The 16045-nt window shown below is 60.1% G+C and carries 17 protein-coding genes and 1 pseudogene; 13 read left to right on the top strand and 5 right to left on the bottom strand.

What is annotated here, in order from left to right:
• Position 1: 1 nt before the first annotated feature.
• The 8 genes from C5687_RS15555 to cobT are packed head-to-tail and all read left to right on the top strand — an operon-like array spanning position 2 to position 6273.
• Entirely contained in the window at positions 2-283 is a 282-nt protein-coding gene (locus C5687_RS15555) for an energy-coupling factor ABC transporter substrate-binding protein (RefSeq protein ID WP_104557293.1), read from the top strand.
• Complete coding sequence (locus C5687_RS15550) at positions 270-947, top strand: energy-coupling factor ABC transporter transmembrane protein (RefSeq protein ID WP_104557292.1); 678 nt, start codon at positions 270-272, stop codon at positions 945-947. Before C5687_RS15555 ends, C5687_RS15550 begins: the two co-directional genes overlap by 14 nt.
• Positions 948-958: 11 nt before the next feature.
• Complete coding sequence (locus tag C5687_RS15545) at positions 959-1777, top strand: energy-coupling factor ABC transporter ATP-binding protein (RefSeq protein ID WP_104557291.1); 819 nt, start codon at positions 959-961, stop codon at positions 1775-1777.
• A complete protein-coding gene (locus C5687_RS15540) occupies positions 1774-3297 on the top strand; it encodes a cobyric acid synthase (protein WP_104557290.1) in 1524 nt (507 codons plus the stop codon). The genes C5687_RS15545 and C5687_RS15540 overlap by 4 nt, the downstream gene beginning before the upstream one ends.
• The gene (gene cobU / locus C5687_RS15535; RefSeq protein ID WP_104557289.1) at positions 3294-3845 is read left to right on the top strand and encodes a bifunctional adenosylcobinamide kinase/adenosylcobinamide-phosphate guanylyltransferase; all 552 of its coding nucleotides are present in this window, start codon (positions 3294-3296) and stop codon (positions 3843-3845) included. The genes C5687_RS15540 and cobU overlap by 4 nt, the downstream gene beginning before the upstream one ends.
• Positions 3836-4594: an adenosylcobinamide-GDP ribazoletransferase gene (gene cobS, locus C5687_RS15530; RefSeq protein ID WP_104557288.1), complete on the top strand. Its 759-nt coding sequence runs from the start codon at positions 3836-3838 to the stop codon at positions 4592-4594. Before cobU ends, cobS begins: the two co-directional genes overlap by 10 nt.
• A 3-nt stretch (positions 4595-4597) precedes the next feature.
• Positions 4598-5206 (top strand): adenosylcobalamin/alpha-ribazole phosphatase, encoded by a 609-nt coding sequence (locus tag C5687_RS15525; protein WP_047958212.1) that lies wholly within the window; start codon positions 4598-4600, stop codon positions 5204-5206.
• An 11-nt stretch (positions 5207-5217) separates the two neighbouring features.
• Positions 5218-6273 (top strand): nicotinate-nucleotide--dimethylbenzimidazole phosphoribosyltransferase, encoded by a 1056-nt coding sequence (gene cobT / locus C5687_RS15520; protein ID WP_104557287.1) that lies wholly within the window; start codon positions 5218-5220, stop codon positions 6271-6273.
• An 83-nt stretch (positions 6274-6356) separates the two neighbouring features.
• Here the strand turns inward: cobT and C5687_RS15515 are convergent, their stop codons facing one another.
• The 3 genes from C5687_RS15515 to hpxO are packed head-to-tail and all read right to left on the bottom strand — an operon-like array spanning position 6357 to position 9510.
• Entirely contained in the window at positions 6357-7292 is a 936-nt protein-coding gene (locus tag C5687_RS15515; protein WP_104557286.1) for a PDR/VanB family oxidoreductase, read from the bottom strand.
• A gap of 11 nt (positions 7293-7303) precedes the next feature.
• Positions 7304-8338: a molybdenum cofactor-independent xanthine hydroxylase subunit HpxD gene (gene hpxD / locus C5687_RS15510; RefSeq protein WP_047958215.1), complete on the bottom strand. Its 1035-nt coding sequence runs from the start codon at positions 8336-8338 to the stop codon at positions 7304-7306.
• A gap of 17 nt (positions 8339-8355) precedes the next feature.
• Positions 8356-9510: an FAD-dependent urate hydroxylase HpxO gene (gene hpxO, locus C5687_RS15505; protein ID WP_104557285.1), complete on the bottom strand. Its 1155-nt coding sequence runs from the start codon at positions 9508-9510 to the stop codon at positions 8356-8358.
• 237 nt (positions 9511-9747) lie between these two features.
• Between hpxO and uraD the strand changes: the two genes are divergently transcribed.
• Complete coding sequence (gene uraD / locus C5687_RS15500) at positions 9748-10248, top strand: 2-oxo-4-hydroxy-4-carboxy-5-ureidoimidazoline decarboxylase (protein WP_104557284.1); 501 nt, start codon at positions 9748-9750, stop codon at positions 10246-10248.
• Positions 10245-10568, top strand: coding sequence for a hydroxyisourate hydrolase (gene uraH / locus C5687_RS15495; protein ID WP_045284659.1), 324 nt, complete (start codon positions 10245-10247; stop codon positions 10566-10568). The genes uraD and uraH overlap by 4 nt, the downstream gene beginning before the upstream one ends.
• Here the strand turns inward: uraH and guaD are convergent.
• Together guaD and C5687_RS15485 are read right to left on the bottom strand one after the other, a co-directional pair.
• Complete coding sequence (gene guaD, locus C5687_RS15490) at positions 10548-11867, bottom strand: guanine deaminase (RefSeq protein WP_104557283.1); 1320 nt, start codon at positions 11865-11867, stop codon at positions 10548-10550. The two genes, uraH and guaD, sit on opposite strands and share 21 nt — an antisense overlap.
• A 99-nt stretch (positions 11868-11966) precedes the next feature.
• Complete coding sequence (locus tag C5687_RS15485; RefSeq protein ID WP_104557282.1) at positions 11967-13463, bottom strand: NCS1 family nucleobase:cation symporter-1; 1497 nt, start codon at positions 13461-13463, stop codon at positions 11967-11969.
• Positions 13464-13607: 144 nt separating this feature from the next.
• Between C5687_RS15485 and C5687_RS15480 the strand changes: the two genes are divergently transcribed.
• The 3 genes and pseudogenes from C5687_RS15480 to puuE all read left to right on the top strand — a co-directional run bounded on the left by C5687_RS15480 (position 13608) and on the right by puuE (position 16014).
• Positions 13608-14324, top strand: a complete 717-nt coding sequence (locus tag C5687_RS15480) for a GntR family transcriptional regulator (protein WP_104557281.1) — start codon at positions 13608-13610, stop codon at positions 14322-14324.
• Positions 14324-15197, top strand: a pseudogene (hpxA, locus tag C5687_RS15475) (allantoin racemase). The gene C5687_RS15480 and the pseudogene hpxA overlap by 1 nt, the downstream one beginning before the upstream one ends.
• Positions 15115-16014 (top strand): allantoinase PuuE, encoded by a 900-nt coding sequence (gene puuE / locus C5687_RS15470; protein ID WP_238380488.1) that lies wholly within the window; start codon positions 15115-15117, stop codon positions 16012-16014. Before hpxA ends, puuE begins: the two are co-directional and overlap by 83 nt.
• The last annotated feature ends 31 nt before the right edge of the window (positions 16015-16045 follow it).

Below are 16045 nucleotides of genomic sequence, written 5' to 3'. Positions count from 1 at the left end.
GATGAAAAAAACGCTGATGCTGTTGGCGATGGTGCTTGTCCTGATCGTACTGCCATTTTTTATCGATCACGGGGGGGAATTTGGCGGCTCGGATGGTGAAGCCGAAAATCAAATCCAGGTGGTGGCGCCGCAGTACACGCCATGGTTCACGCCGCTCTATGAACCCGCCAGCGGCGAAATTGAAAGCCTGCTGTTTACGCTCCAGGGCTCCATTGGCGCAGCGGTGATTTTCTATATTTTGGGCTACACGAAAGGCAGACAGCGCCGTGATGACCGGGCTTGACAGGCTTAGCTACCAGAGCCGCTGGGCTCACGTTGCGCCGGAACGCAAGTTTCTGCTCTGGCTGGTGCTGATGATGCTGGCGTTTGTGCTGCCGCCGCTGGGACAGGGGATCGTAGTGGCGTTGACGGCGGGACTGACCTGCTGGCTGCTGCGTATGAGCTTCTGGCGCTGGTGCCGCTGGATGGCGTTGCCGTTTGGCTTTCTGCTGGTCGGGGTACTGACGATCCTCTTTAGCGTCACCCGAGACCCGCACACGCTGGTGGTCAGCGTCCCCGTGGGGCACTACTGGCTGGGGATCACCGTTTCCGGGATGACCGCCGCCAGTGAAACCTTCTGGCGCAGCCTTGCCGCGCTGGCGGCGACGTTCTGGCTGGTACTGAACTTGCCGTTTCCGCAGCTGATTGTACTGCTTAAGCGGGCGCGCGTGCCGCGTCTGCTTACCGAACAGATTCTGCTGACCTGGCGCTTTATTTTTATTTTGCTGGACGAAGCGCTGGCGATTCATCGCGCGCAGACCCTGCGTTTTGGCTATCGCAGCCTGCCAAAATGTTATCGCTCTCTGGCGATGCTGGTCGGTTTGCTGTTTACCCGGGTGTTGATTCGCTATCAGCAGATGGCGACCACGCTGGATATTAAACTCTACCAGGGTGATTTTCCCCTGTAAGGAATCGCACCATGCTGACCACCGCCAATCTCTGGTTTCGCTATCAGGAGGCGCAGGTACTTAAAGGGCTGACGCTGGATTTTTCGACCCATGCCGTCACCGGGCTGGTCGGGGCTAACGGTTGCGGAAAGTCGACGTTATTTATGAACCTGAGCGGCCTGCTGAGGCCGCAGCAGGGGGCGGTGCTGTGGCAGGGGAAGTCGCTGGACTACAGCAAACGCGGACTGCTGGCGCTCCGTCAACAGGTCGCAACGGTGTTTCAGGACCCCGATCAGCAGATCTTTTATACCGATATTGATAGCGACATCGCCTTCAGCCTGCGCAACCTGGGGGTGGCGGAGCCGGAGATCGCGCGGCGCGTCGACGATGCGCTGACGCTGGTCGACGCGCAGCGTTTTCGTCAGCAGCCGATCCAGTGCCTGAGCCATGGGCAAAAGAAGCGAGTCGCCATCGCTGGGGCGCTGGTACTGGGGGCGCGCTATCTTCTGCTGGACGAGCCCACGGCCGGGCTTGATCCTTCAGGACGCACGCAGATGATCGAGATTATCAGACGTATTGTGGCGCAGGGGAACCACGTGGTGATCTCCAGTCATGATATTGACCTGATTTACGAGGTCAGCGATGCCGTCTACGTGCTGCGTCAGGGAGAAGTGCTGGCGCACGGTGCGCCGGGCGAGGTGTTTGCCCGCAGCGAACTGATTGAACGGGCCGGATTAACGCAGCCCTGGCTCGTCAAACTGCATGCGCAACTTGGCCTGCCGTTATGCAAAACCGAAGATGAATTTTTCAGCCGTATGCGACAAAAAAACGTAATGAAGGAGGCCTCATGACGCAGGCAATTATGTTGCAGGGAACCGCTTCTGACGTCGGTAAAAGCGTCCTGGTGGCAGGGCTGTGCCGGATTTTTTATCAGGATGGCCTGCGTACCGCGCCGTTTAAATCGCAGAATATGGCGCTCAATTCCGGTATCACCCCTGAGGGAAAAGAGATGGGCCGCGCGCAGATTTTTCAGGCCCAGGCGGCGGGGATAACGCCAGACGTACGGATGAATCCGGTGTTGTTAAAACCGACCAGTGACCGTAAAGCGCAGGTGGTGCTGATGGGGCAAGTGGCGACCGATATGGACGCGGTCAGCTACCACGCGTACAAACCGCGTCTGCGGGAGCAGATCCGTAATGTCTATAACAGCCTGGCCAGAGAGTATGACGTGCTGGTGCTGGAAGGCGCGGGTAGCCCGGCGGAAATTAACCTGCGCGATCGCGATATCGTCAATATGGGGATGGCCGAAATGGCGCAGTGCCCGGTGATCCTCGTGGCGGACATTGACAGAGGCGGCGTGTTTGCCGCCATCTACGGTACGCTGGCGCTGCTGCACGACCACGAGCGGGCACGCGTGAAAGGGGTCATCATCAATAAATTTCGTGGCGATGTTGCGCTGCTCTGTTCGGGCATTGAACAGATAGAAAACCTGACCGGCGTGCCGGTGTTGGGGGTTATGCCGTGGCTGGATGTGGATCTGGAAGATGAGGACGGCGTGGCGCTGCAAAAGGGAAAATACCTGCGAACCGCGCCGCGTGATATCGACATTGCCGTGGTGCAGGTCCCGCATATCTCCAACTTCACCGACTTTAACGCCCTCTCGGCGCAGCCCGATGTGCGCGTGCGCTATGTTCGCTCTCCCCAGGAGGTGGCGGGGGCTGACCTCGTGATTCTCCCCGGCAGTAAAAATACGCTGGGCGATCTGGCCTGGCTGCGGGAAAGCGGCATGGCGCACGCGGTGCTGCAGTCCCACCAACAGAACGTGCCCGTCATGGGCATTTGCGGCGGCTACCAGATGCTTGGCGACACCATCATTGATGAGGTGGAATCGGGAATGGGAACCCAGCCAGGGCTGGGTCTACTTCATACCGTGACTCGCTTTGCGCAGCGAAAAACCACGACGCAGGTTTCTGCGCGGATGGCGTCGGCACTGCCGACGTGGCTTGCCCCGTTATCAGGCATGAAGGTGCAGGGTTATGAGATTCATATGGGAGAGACCCGGCTGATCTCCGACGGTGACCCGGCGCTGTTTCTGGAAAAAGGGGGCACGCACATAGCCGATGGTGCCATCAGCGCTGACGGGAAGGTGATAGGAACGTATCTCCATGGGTTATTCGATAACGATGCGTTCACGCGCGCCATGGTGGATGGCTTACGCCAGCGCAAAGGACTGGCGCCATTAGACGTTGCGGTAGATTACGCGGCTTATAAAGCGCAACAGTTTGATATCCTGGCGAGCGCGATGCGAGAACATATTGATATTAAAAAGATCTATCAAATTATGCGGGAGCATCAGGAGGTGGGCGCATGATATTAGTCACCGGAGGCGCGCGCAGCGGGAAAAGTGCGCACGTCGAACAACTGGCGGCGCAGCAGTGCGAACGCGTGCTGTATATCGCGACGTCAGTGATTACCGATGAAGAGATGGCGCTGCGCGTTGACAAGCACCGCGCCCAGCGTCCTGCGCACTGGCGAACCTGGGAAGGGTATCGCGATCTGGGCGATGTGATCCGCCACCAGGTGCAGCCGGGCGAAGGCGTTGTTCTGGAATGCGTCACCACCCTGTTGTCGAACCTGCTCTATGACGCCAGCGGCGGCGCGTCGCCAGAAACCCTCGATTTTTTCGCGCTTGAGGCGGTGTTGCAAGAGCAGGTGGACGACCTGATTGCGGCCTGCCAGCAGTCGGCGGCGCCGGTTTATATTGTGACCAATGAGCTGGGCATGAGCATTACGCCAGAGAATCGGCTGGCGCGTCATTTTGTTGATATTGCCGGGCGCGCGAACCAAAAGCTGGCGCGGGCGGCGCAGGACGTGTGGCTGGTTGTCTCGGGAATTGGAGTAAAGATTAAATGTCGTTAAAAATGTTGTGGGCGACGCTGGGATTTATTACCCGCATACCGGTGCCGCAAAAATGGAGCGACGGCGTTGAATTCTCGCAGTATGGCCGTGGCGTTCCCTGGTTCCCCGTGGTGGGCTTGATCGTTGGTGGCCTGGCCGCCGTAAGCTATCTGGCGGTGAGCCAGACCGGCGGGGGCATCATCATCGGTGCGGTTGCCTGGGTGCTGGCGCTGGTGCTGCTGACCGGCGGGTTTCATCTGGACGGTCTGGCGGACACCTGCGATGGCGTTTTTTCTGCCCGCACCCGTGAACGGATGCTGGAGATTATGCGCGATAGCCGGTTGGGGACTTACGGCGGTCTGGCCATCGTATTCTGCATCCTTATCAAAGTCGCTACGGCGATCTCCCTGGCTCATCTTCCTGTTAATACTCTCTTTGCACTGCTGGTGTGTGCGCCGATCGTCGGGCGCACGGGAATGGTGTTGGCCATGTACCGGCAGCACTATGCGCGTGAGGGTGCTGGCATGGCAAACGCCTATCTCGGCCATATCAGCGGCAAAGAGACCATCATCACCCTCTGCATCGGCGTAGCGCTCGTGGGGCTGATGGCGGGGATGCAGGGGCTTGTCGCCAGCATCATCGCCGGGATTGCCGTCAACGCGGTAAAGACTTTTTTAAGCCGCCGACTGAACGGGCTAACGGGGGATACCCTGGGCGCGATGGAGGAGATTGGCGAAATGGTCTTCCTTCTGGCGCTTCTGTGGGTCTGACGTATGCGTATTTTTCTGGTCCGGCATGGTCAAACCACCGCTAACCTCAGCGGTGTATTTTACGGGAGTACCGATTTGTCGCTCTCGCCGCAGGGCATTGTGCAAAGCCAGCGTGTTGCCGGGTTTTTGGCCGGGATCGCGTTCGGGCAAACGCGCGTCAGCGCGCTGCAGCGTGCTCAGCAAACGGCGCAGCTTATCGTGCCAACTGCCCATGATGTTCATGTGGATGCGCGTCTTAACGAGCTGGATTTTGGCGAATGGGAGATGCGGCACTACAGCGACATTGAAAAAGAAAATCCCGCGTCGTGGCAGCGCTGGATGGATGACTGGCAAAACGCCACGCCCGACGGCGGCGAAGCTTTCCCGCATTTCGCCGCACGTGTCAGGGCGGCGGCGGATGAGATGAGTCAACTGCAGCAGCACGAAGAGATGCTCATTGTGGCGCATCAGGGCGTGCTGAGCCTGCTGCTGGCAACCTGGTTAGGGATGCCTCCGGCAGCGATGTGGCATTTCCCGTTCAGTCATGATGCCTACACGGTCGTTGAAAATCGGGCCGGGTATTGGGTATTACGCGTATTTAATGGCAGAAGCGTTTGGCAAACTGAAGAGTGAGGGTGATGAGGATGGGGACAGTGAAGGCGCTGGCGGCGGCCATCAGACCGCTTGATAAACAGAAGATCGAGGCGGCCTCGCGGCATGTTGATGGCTTAATCAAGCCGACAAACAGCCTCGGTCGGCTGGAGAGTCTGGCAATACAGCTTGCGGGAATGGGGGGAATCGACAGGCTCGATAATCTGCAAAAAGAGATTATCGTGATGTGCGCCGACCATGGCGTGTTTGATGAAGGCGTGGCTGTGACGCCGAAAGTGGTGACCAGGCTTCAGGCCGTCAATATGCAAAAGGGGTTGACCGGGGTATGCGTGCTGGCCCGCACTAGCCAGACGTCGGTACTCCCCGTTGACATCGGCATTGACGGTGAGCCTGTTGACAATATGCTCAGCCTTAAACTCTCTCGTGGCTGCGGGAATATCGCCCAGGGGCCTGCGATGAGCCGTCAGGATGCCGAACACCTGCTGCTGGCGAGCGCCAGCCTCGTTAAAAAACGTGCTCAGGAGGGGATTTCCATCTTTGGCGTTGGCGAGTTGGGTATTGCGAACACGACGCCGGCCTCGGCAATCATCAGCGTACTGACCGACAGCGATCCGCATGAGGTGGTGGGGATTGGGGCAAATTTGCCGCAGGACAGGGTACAGCATAAGGAAGCCATTGTTCGGCAGGCAATACGCATTAACCAGCCGGATGCGCGCGATGCGGTTGACGTTCTGGCCAAAGTTGGCGGCTATGACCTGGTGGGTATGACCGGGGTGATATTAGGCGCTGGCGCATGCGGACTGCCCGTTGTGTTGGACGGTTTTCTCTCGTATGCCGCAGCCATCGCCGCCTGTCAGATTGCGCCAGAAGTTAAGAACTACTGTATTCCCTCTCATTTTTCCGCCGAAAAAGGGGCCAGACGTGCGCTGGAGCACCTTGGGCTGGCGCCCTTTATCCATCTTGACATGCGTCTTGGCGAAGGGAGCGGTGCCGCGCTGGCAATGTCTATCGTCAGTGCGGCATGCGCGATGTATTGCGAGATGGGGCTACTGGCGCAAAGCGGCATTGAGTTGCCGGTTCCGGCGTGACGGAATGCGATACGTTTGATTTGTTACGGATTGTAGGCCGGGTAAGCGCAGCGCCACCCGGCAAGAAAGCGTTTTCAGGGGGGTTACAGCCCGATCACCAGCTCCCCGGAATGGCTTCGCGAGCAGCACAGCGCCACCTGCTGCTCCGTCGCGCTTTTTTCTGCCTCTGACTGCACGCTATCCCGGTGATCCACCACGCCGTCAATCACCGGCGTCAGGCAGGCGCCGCAGATCCCCATCTCGCAGGAAAGCGGTACGTCCACGCCATGTTCCTGCAGTACCTGGGCGATGCTCTTATCCGCAGGGACCGGCCAGCGCTCGCCGGTGGAGGCCAGCTTGACCGTAAAGATCTCACCCGCAGCACCGCCACTGGCGGGCGTAGCAGGCTGAAACGCCTCGCTGTGAAGATGGGCGTCGTCCCAGCCCTTCGCAGTGGCGACCTCACGTACTTTTTCCATAAACCCTGCGGGTCCGCAGATCCAGGCGTGAAGCCCCGGCTCAGGCATCGGGAGATGCCCGTCCAGCGTGGTGCGCGGGCTCTCGGTATGGATGACGCACGCATCGCACGCTGAAAGCGCGCGGGCAAATGCCGCGCTTTGCCGGTCCCGGACGTAGTAGTGCAGCGTAAACGGCGTGCCGGCGGCCTTCAGTTGCAGGGCCATCGCGTACAGCGGCGTAATGCCGATCCCCGCCGCCAGCAATAAAACCCGTTCTGCCTGCACCAGCGGAAACAGATTGCGCGGGGCCGAAATCAGCAGCTTCTGCCCCGGACGTAGCGTTTCGTGAACGTAGCGCGACCCACCCCTCGAGGCGGCTTCCCGCCCCACGCAGATTAGATACCCCTCATCGCCGCACGCCCCGGTCAGGGAGTACTGGCGAATAACCCCGCAGGGCAGATGTACGTCGATGTGCGCCCCGGGCTGCCATGCCGGCAGCGCTTCGCCGTTTTCGGCCACCATCCTGACGGCGAGGCTCTTGTCCCCCTCGCGCCACAGTCCGTCAACAATCACGTTCAACATACGGGCCTCCGTCATACCAGGAAAAATGCGCCAAAGCCCATCTTCTTCAGTCCCCGGCGGTAGGCAATCGAGCTTTTATCCGCGGGGATATGCGCTTCCAGGGTGAGATCCAGCGGCAGGCTTTCCGGACGCTGGGTTTCCACCATCAGGCGATCTTCTTCAAAGATGCGCAGGTTAAAGGCATGCACCTCTTCCACCGGAATATGCAGATCAAAATTACGCGCGATAGGGGCGAACATGCGGGTCACGCGTGAGGAAACGGGCGACGCGGCATTCATGATTACCAGCCGGGATTCTCCCGGAAAATGGATCGTCAGGGTGGCGGTAAACGGCAGGTGCATTTCAAAATGGCGCAACCAGCGGAAGCCCTCCGGGGCCTGCACATCCGAAGCGGGAGGATAGTTACTCACCGTACTCCAGTAATCGGCAACAAAGCCAAACGGCGTCTCCTGGGGTTGATAGTCAGGGACCAGCGGGTTATTGGGATCCGCAAAGGTATCGGTATGGATCCAGGCAAAGTGCGCCACGTCCAGAAACCCTTCCACCTGACGCCCGGCGAAGCCATTCACCTCGAACGCCGGGCAGTTAATCTGCTGAAATCCATCGTCATCCCAGTGCGGCAGGGTGGGCAGCGGCGCGGGATTATCCGGATCAAACGCCAGGCAGGTCCAGATCAGGCCAAAGCGCTCCTCCACGGCGTAATTAATCAGGTTCAACTTTGCCGGAACGGGCTGGTCGGGGCTGGACGGAATGCGGTTGCAGCGCCCGTCCTCCCCAAAACGCAGGCCATGATAGGGACAGATAATCCCGTGCTCATCGTGAAAGCCGAGCGTCAACGGCACGCCGCGGTGCGGGCACACGTCCCGGGCGACCACGACCTGGTCGTTGATCCGGTAAATCACCAGCTGTTCGTCCAGCAGGGTCGCTTTAACCGGCGCCGGGCCGATGTCGCAGGCCCGGGCGACCGGATGCCAGCATTTCGCCAGACGCAGCCAGTCCTCTGGCTCAAACGTGCAGTGGGCGGGTGGGGTCGGTTCTCTTTTCATGTTCATCCCTCTTGCGTTCAGCCTAACGGGCCGCCCTGAATGGTGTCGCACAGACCGTTGATGATGCGCTCTCCGGTCTCCTCTTTGAGTTCCTGATACCAGGCCTCCGTCAGCGCCATGTCTTTGCCGTGGGTCACGTCGCAGCGTTTACGCGCCTTCAGCACCAGGTCGCGCACCCGGTCGCAGCGCAGCGCTTCGTACTGTCGCAGCGCCAGCGTCACGTTGTGGTTTTCACGCAGGCATTGACCCAGCACCACCGCATCTTCCATGGCCGCACATCCGCCCTGGCCGATATCCGGCGTGGTGCTGTGCGCGGCATCGCCCAGCAGCGCAACGTTGCCGCGCACCAGCGTATCGAACGGCTCAATGTCGTGGATCTCAATGCGGTTGGTGGTCTGCGGGTCGAGCGCGGCGATAAGCTTTTGTACCGGCGGCGCCCAACCGCGGAAGTAGCCCGTGAGATCGGCGCGCAGGGTGGTGCGATCCTCCGCCAGGCCCAACGGGAGCGGCACGTCAAAAAAGAAATAAAACCGTCCGCCGGAGAGGGGCATCAGCGACACGCGTTTGCCTTCGCCAACGAAGGTGGTCCACTGATGAGCCGGTGCAATCTCTTCGTCAATCTTCACAAGCCCGTTCCAGTTCACATAACCGGCATAGCGGCGCGCCGGGGTATAGCCCAGCACGTACGGGCGAACCGCCGAGTGGGCGCCGTCGGCGGCAATCAGAAAATCCCCGTGCGCCGTGGTGCCATCGGTGAAGGTCACGCTCACGCCAGCGTCGTCTTCATGGACGTGTTCGACGCGCTTGCCGAACTGCACGTTATCGCGTCCCCAGAACTCCAGCATTTCGCGCTGGAGTTCAGTGCGCGAGACGGGGCAGGGACGCCCTCCGGTACGCTCAACCAGCGGGGCAAGGCTGAAGCGGGTCAGGGTCTCGCCGCGCCGGTAATCTTTATAGGCCATGAAACGCATCGGCCCGCCGTACGTCTCAACGATCTCCCCCATCCCGAGGTGCTGCATGCATTTCACGCCGTTAGGCCAGATGGAGATGGCCGCCCCGACGGGCCTGATCTCTTTTACGGCTTCAAATACGGTACAGTCGATTCCCGCTTTCTTCAGTGCGACGGCGGCGCTCAGGCCGCCAATACCCGCGCCAATGACGATTGCTCTCATGCTTCTCTCCTTTTGCTGGGGTAAGGTTATTCAGCAATTTGCGTACCAGGCTGCAGCGTGGCGAAAACGGCGTTGTGAGAGCGGTACTTGCACTGCTAAGGTGCGTAAACGCGGTGAGCGTGCCTTTTTTTGAATCAAAAATTTCCGCTTCACGCATCCGGAATCGACTGTTTCACGCCGGGGCAACTGTGGCGTGGTTTGTGCAACAGCCCGGAAGAGGACACCACAGGAGACGCTATGATCGCACTGCACGACTTTAATCATCTTCCGGCCCACGACGCGGTGGCGCTGCTTCACCCCTGCGTGGCGATCCCCGGCTGGGCCGACGCGCTGGTTCACGGGCGGCCTTACCCGAGCCGGGAGGCGTTGTTCATCACGGCGCAGGCCCTGACGCAAACCTGGGATGACGCGGCATTAACCCTCGCCCTGAGCGCGCACCCGCGCATTGGCGAAAAGCCCGCGGGCAGCGGGGCGGAGGCGGCGCTGTCGCGCCAGGAGCAGGGCGCGGTGAATGACCGTGATGCCGGGCTGGTGCAGGCGTTACGCGAGGCCAACGCCCGCTACGAAGCCCGTTTTGGACGGGTCTTTCTGATCCGCGCCAAAGGCCGCAGCGGTGAGGAGATGTTACAGGCGCTGCACGCGCGGCTGGAAAACAGTGACGCACAGGAGGTCCGTGCCGCGCTGGAACAGTTACGGGAAATTACGCTGCTACGGCTGGAAGGAGTCATTAGCGAATGAGTACGTTAAGCACACATATTCTGGATATCTCAACGGGCAAACCTGCAGAGGGCGTGACCGTCCATCTTCAACAGGAGGGGAAGACGCTCGCCACGGGAGTAACCAACGCGCAGGGGCGCATCGCCGCGTTCGTTCCCTCTCTGCCCGCAGGCCGTTACCGGCTGGTGGCGGAGATCGGCGCATGGTTTCGCGACACCGGCCGCGACACGATCTGGCCCTGCGCGCAAATTGATTTTGTGACGGGAGAAACGGCAGAGGAGCACTTCCATCTGCCGTTTGTGATTGCCCCCGGCGGGTGGTCAACCTACCGGGGCAGTTGACCACACCTGCTCGCCGTTGACCCAGGTCTCGCTGATGTTGCGCTCGTCACCCAGAGTCATCAGCACAAAGAGCTGCTCGTAAATATCCCTGCAGCGGCGATTGCGCAGGCGCTGCAGCGGCGTCACGTCAGGGTCGATAACCACGAAATCCGCCTCTTTGCCGGGGGTGAAGTTGCCAATCTTATCGTCCAGCCTCAGCGCGTGCGCCCCGCCCAGCGTAGCGTGATAAAACGCCTCGCTGGCGCGCAGGCGGTAGCTCTGAAGCTGGCCGACCTTATAGGCTTCCCCCAGCGTGCGCAGCATGCTGAAGGTGGTGCCCGCCCCCACGTCGGTGCCAATGCCCATTCGTACCCTGTGCTGCCAGCAGGCGGGCAGGCGAAACAGCCCGCTGCCGAGAAACAGGTTAGAGGTAGGGCAAAACGCCACCGCCGAACCGGTGTCATGCAGGCACTGCCACTCGCTGTGGTGCAGATGAATACCGTGGGCAAACACGCTGCGCTCGCCGGTCAGGCCGTAGTGATGATACACGTCCAGATAACGCTCGTGCTCCGGCCAGAGATCGCTCACCCAGGCTACTTCGTTGGGGTTTTCGCTCAGATGGGTCTGCAGCCAGGTATCCGGGAACTCCTCTCTGAGCAGGCTGACCGCGGTAAGCAGCTCGGGGGATGAGGTCGGGGCAAAGCGCGGCGTAATGGCATAGCCCAGCCGCCCCCGGTGGTGCCAGCGCTGGATCAACGCCCGCGTTTGCCGGTAGCTCTGTTTGGGATCTTCACTCAGGTAGTCCGGCGCGTGCCTGTCCATCATCACCTTGCCGGCGATAAGGCGCATGTTGAGGCGTAGGGCTTCGGTAAACAGCGCCTCGACCGATTCGGGATGCAGGGTACAAAACACCAGCGCGGTGGTGGTGCCATTGCTGACCAGCTGGTTAATGAAAAATTCGGCGATATCTTTCGCGTAGGCTTCATCGGCAAACTGGCTCTCCACCGGGAAGGTATAGGTCGTCAGCCACTCCAGCAGTTGCTCGCCAAACGCGCCGATCATCTCCGTTTGCGGGTAATGGATGTGGGTGTCGATAAATCCGGGCAGCAGCAGCTTGCCGCGCAGGTCGGTGTAACCTTTGTGCGGGTCAAGAAACGGCTCGCCCTCCTGCCAGGACATGTGCGCCAGAATTTTTCCGTTCTGTATAAACAGCACCCCGTCCTCAAGATAGCGCGCGTGTTGGGCAATCGCGTCTGCGCTGTCGCAGACCCGGGCAATGTCAAAAAATGCACCGCGGATCGCTGTCTGGTAATCCATCATGGTTCCTGCCTTAGTGTGTGCGTAGCGGGGTGATAAGGCTCAGCAAGAAGGGTGCCAGAATGAACAGGCCGCAGATAAACTGCGGCCGGAAGGGAAGGGTTACTCTTTTTGCGTTGCCACGCGGGAGCTGAACGACGTTGCCTTTGCCGTCTCGCGCTCTTCCCGCGCCAGCCAGCGGTAGGTGACACCGCCGAGGAAGACGCCGATAAACCAGCTGAAGTTCGCCACCTCATGCAGGGCCGGAATAAAGCTGATCACCAGACCCACGGTAACGGAGGGGATCAGCGCGCCAATGGCTTTCGGGTTAAAGCCGTTGCGGTACCAGTATTTGCCCTCTGGCGTGTCGTTGAACAGATCGTCGACCGACACCTTGCCGCGTTTAATCAGGTAGAAGTCGGCAATCAGAATGCCGAACAGTGGGCCGATAAACGCCCCGAGCACGTCGAGGGTGTAGTGGATAAGTTCCGGCGAGTTGAACAGGTTCCACGGGGTGAGCAGGATCGAGCCGACGGCGGCAATCATGCCCCCGGTGCGAAAGCTGATTTTTTGCGGCGAGCAGTTAGAGAAATCAAACGCCGGGGAGACGAAGTTCGCCACGATATTGATCCCGATGGTGGCGGTGATCATCGTCAGCAGGCCAATCGCCACCGCCAGATCGTTACCCACGCGGCTGACGGTCTCAATCGGATCGGTGATCATGCGGCCAAACAGCGACTGGGTACCGGAAACAATCACCACGGTGACGATGGAGAACAGCAGGAAGTTAAACGGCAGGCCCCAGCGGTTACCACGGCGGATCTCACCCATGCTCTTCCCGTAGCGGGAGAAATCACCAAAGTTGAGCAGCGGGCCGGAGAAGTAGGAGACCACCAGCGCCGTCGCGGTGATCATCTGCCAGGTCTGCTCGCCCGCGCTCAGGGACTTGCTGGCGAGGGTAAAGGAGATCCCGTCAAAACCGGTCTTGTATACAATCCAGCCGGCAAGGACCAGCATGACTACATAGACCGCCGGACCGGCGATATCAATAAAGCGTTTGATGGCGCTCATGCCGTGCCAGAAGACCATCGCCTGCAGGACCCACATAATGGCAAAGCAGATCCAGCCCAGATGCGACAGGCCCAGGAACGCGCCGGTGGTGAGCGAAGAGAGCGACGGCCAGAACTTCAGCGCCACCAGCATCAGCGCGTTAGCGGCCAGATAGGTCTGAATGCCGTACCAGGCAAAGGCGATAAGCCCGCGGATCACCGCCGGAATATTGGCCCCGAAGACGCCAAAGGCCTGACGGCTGATCACCGCGTAGGGCACGCCCGCCATCTGGCTCGGTTTCGCCACCAGATTGGCGCACAGCTGCACAATACAAATTCCCACCAGCAGGCAGAGCAACACCTGCCAGCTTGCCAGCCCGAGCGTAAAGAAGCTCGCGGCGACAACATACCCCCCCATGCTGTGCACGTCCGACATCCAGAACGAAAAGATGTTGTACCAGCTCCAGTTCTGGTCACGCGTCGGTGCCAGATCCTCATTGCAAAGACGTGGGCTGTAAACCGCACCGGAATCAGCGGCCGTACCCTGTGGTGTATTTTGACTGTTTGGCATGAAACCTGCTCCTGTGAATGAAAACCCGTTGAGTGGGAGTGCAAACGGTGTTGCAGGATCCAGGCCAAAATAATAAATCTTGTATGCAATATTTTATTTTTATGTATACGATTCGATAACGGAAAGTAAAATTCGGAGTGGTGAATGAACAACATACATGCCCTGCAGACCGCGCCAGACCTGCATGACAAAGACGAATCCATCTTCCAGGCGCTGATGACCGCGATTGTCGAACATCAGCTGCTGCCGGGAAGCAAATTGCCGGAAGAGGCGCTGGCGGAGGTGTTTGGCGTGAGTCGTACGGGCATCCGCAAGGTGCTGCAGCGACTCGCCGCTGTGCAAATGGTCACCTTAACGCCCAGGCGTGGTGCATACGTTGCCAGCCCGACGGTCGAAGAGGCGCGGCACATCTTCCGCACCCGCGCGCTGCTGGAGGTTGCCAACCTGCCGGACGTGCTGGCGCACTGTCAGTCGCCGCATCTTGCCGCGCTGGAGGCCATTATTCGCCAGGAGCAGCAGGCCCACGAGGCCTACGACGGTCCGGCGGCGATCCGCCACTCCGCTAATTTTCACATTCAGCTGCAGGCCATCTCCGGCAATCAGGTGCTGACGGAGATGGTGACCGGCCTGAGCCAGCGCTCCTCGCTGGTGATTGCCACCTGGGGGGCGCCGTGGCGTCAGGGCTGCCGCTGCAACGATCACGAACAGCTGGTGGATCTGCTGCGCCAGAAGGCGCTCCAGCCGCTAAGTGATGCCTTAATGCACCATTTTGAACATATCGTCGCCAGCCTCTGCTTCGAGCGGGCGGGTGAGTGCCTGCCTGATTTTGCCCGGCTGTTCGCCGGCCACAAGGAGTCGTAATGTCAGTCTGTATACAAGTGATCAACCCCAACACCAGCCTGGCGATGACGGAAACCATCGGCGCGGCGGCGCGTGCGGTGGCCGCACCGGGCACGGAAATCCTCGCGGTCTGCCCCAGTGCAGGCGTGCCCTCAATAGAAGGCCACTTTGATGAGGCTATCGCCGCGGTGGGGGTTCTCGAACAGGTCAAACTCGGCAGGCAGCAGGGCGTGCACGGTCACGTCATCGCCTGCTTTGGCGATCCGGGTCTGCTGGCGGCGCGCGAGCTGGCGCAGGGGCCGGTAGTCGGCATCGCTGAAGCCGCCATGCATATGGCCACGCTGGTGGCGACGCGCTTCTCGGTGGTCACCACGCTGCCGCGCACGCTGATCATTGCCCGTCATCTGCTGCACCAGTATGGCTTTCAGGATCATTGTGCGGCGCTGCACGCCATCGATCTCCCGGTGCTGGCGCTGGAAGACGGCTCCGGTCTGGCGCAGGAGAAGGTGCGTGCCCGCTGTATACAGGCACTGAAAGAGGATGGCTGCGGCGCCATTGTGCTGGGCTGCGGCGGAATGGCGACGCTGGCGCAGGAGCTGACGCGCGAGCTGCGCGTACCGGTGATCGACGGCGTCAGCGCGGCGGTGAAGATGGTGGAGTCGCTGGTGGCGCTGGGGCTGTCGACCAGCAAGCACGGGGACCTGGCGTTCCCGGAAAACAAAGCGTTAAGCGGACAATTTCAGGCATTGAATCCATTTTAAAGGTGAGGAGAGACGCGATGGCGCTATTTGAACAGGATTACCCGCGGGATCTGCGCGGTTACGCGGGCAACCCGCCGCACGCGCAGTGGCCGAATCAGGCGCGCATCGCGGTGCAGTTTGTGCTCAATTATGAAGAGGGGGCGGAAAACCACGTTCTGCATGGCGATGCCGGGTCGGAGCAGTTCCTGTCGGACATCATCGGTGCGGCCAGCTACCCGGACAGACATATGTCGATGGACTCCCTCTACGAATACGGCAGCCGCGCCGGGTTCTGGCGGATCCACAATGAATTTCAAAAGCGTGGCCTGCCGCTGACGGTTTTTGGCGTGGCGATGGCGCTGGCGCGTCATCCGGAAATCGTTGAGGCGATTAAGTCAGCGGATTACGACGTGGTCAGCCACGGCTGGCGCTGGATCCACTATCAGAACATGGATATTAGCCAGGAGCGTGAACACCTGCAGAAAGCGGTGCATGTTCTGACCGATCTGTTCGGCAAGCCACCCACCGGCTGGTACACCGGGCGCGACAGCCCTAATACGCGTCAGCTGGTGGTGGAGCACGGCGGCTTTGATTACGACAGCGACTACTATGGTGACGACTTACCCTTCTGGACGGAAGTGGCCTGCAGCGACGGCACCCGCAAACCGCACCTGATTGTGCCCTACACGCTGGATGCGAACGACATGCGCTTCGCCACCGCGCAGGGGTTTAATACCGCCGAGCAATTTTATATGTACCTGAAGGACAGCTTTGATGTGCTGTACGAAGAGGGGGAACGCGCGCCGAAGATGATGTCCATCGGCATGCACTGCCGCCTGCTGGGGCGCCCTGGGCGTTTTCGCGCGCTGCAGCGTTTCCTTGATTACGTGCAGCAGCATGAGCGGGTGTGGGTCTGTACCCGCCAGCAGATTGCCGATCACTGGCGGGAGGTGCATCCGTTTCAGAAGTAAGTGTGCCGTGTTTAGCCGGGTGGCGGCTGCG

Origin of the sequence: Enterobacter sichuanensis, from assembly GCF_002939185.1 — a bacterium.
GTDB lineage: Bacteria > Pseudomonadota > Gammaproteobacteria > Enterobacterales > Enterobacteriaceae > Enterobacter > Enterobacter sichuanensis.
This window is presented reverse-complemented; position numbering and strand designations above follow the sequence as displayed.

Coding starts and splice junctions, on each gene's coding strand:
- cobT (WP_104557287.1), top strand. CDS start 5,218: ATGGGGACAGTGAAGGCGCTGGCGGCGGCCATCAGACCGCTTGATAAA.
- C5687_RS15485 (WP_104557282.1), bottom strand. CDS start 13,463: ATGCCAAACAGTCAAAATACACCACAGGGTACGGCCGCTGATTCCGGT.
- C5687_RS15525 (WP_047958212.1), top strand. CDS start 4,598: ATGCGTATTTTTCTGGTCCGGCATGGTCAAACCACCGCTAACCTCAGC.
- hpxO (WP_104557285.1), bottom strand. CDS start 9,510: ATGAGAGCAATCGTCATTGGCGCGGGTATTGGCGGCCTGAGCGCCGCC.
- hpxD (WP_047958215.1), bottom strand. CDS start 8,338: ATGAAAAGAGAACCGACCCCACCCGCCCACTGCACGTTTGAGCCAGAG.
- C5687_RS15515 (WP_104557286.1), bottom strand. CDS start 7,292: ATGTTGAACGTGATTGTTGACGGACTGTGGCGCGAGGGGGACAAGAGC.
- cobU (WP_104557289.1), top strand. CDS start 3,294: ATGATATTAGTCACCGGAGGCGCGCGCAGCGGGAAAAGTGCGCACGTC.
- uraH (WP_045284659.1), top strand. CDS start 10,245: ATGAGTACGTTAAGCACACATATTCTGGATATCTCAACGGGCAAACCT.
- C5687_RS15550 (WP_104557292.1), top strand. CDS start 270: ATGACCGGGCTTGACAGGCTTAGCTACCAGAGCCGCTGGGCTCACGTT.
- C5687_RS15545 (WP_104557291.1), top strand. CDS start 959: ATGCTGACCACCGCCAATCTCTGGTTTCGCTATCAGGAGGCGCAGGTA.
- C5687_RS15540 (WP_104557290.1), top strand. CDS start 1,774: ATGACGCAGGCAATTATGTTGCAGGGAACCGCTTCTGACGTCGGTAAA.
- cobS (WP_104557288.1), top strand. CDS start 3,836: ATGTCGTTAAAAATGTTGTGGGCGACGCTGGGATTTATTACCCGCATA.
- uraD (WP_104557284.1), top strand. CDS start 9,748: ATGATCGCACTGCACGACTTTAATCATCTTCCGGCCCACGACGCGGTG.
- guaD (WP_104557283.1), bottom strand. CDS start 11,867: ATGATGGATTACCAGACAGCGATCCGCGGTGCATTTTTTGACATTGCC.
- C5687_RS15480 (WP_104557281.1), top strand. CDS start 13,608: ATGAACAACATACATGCCCTGCAGACCGCGCCAGACCTGCATGACAAA.
- C5687_RS15555 (WP_104557293.1), top strand. CDS start 2: ATGAAAAAAACGCTGATGCTGTTGGCGATGGTGCTTGTCCTGATCGTA.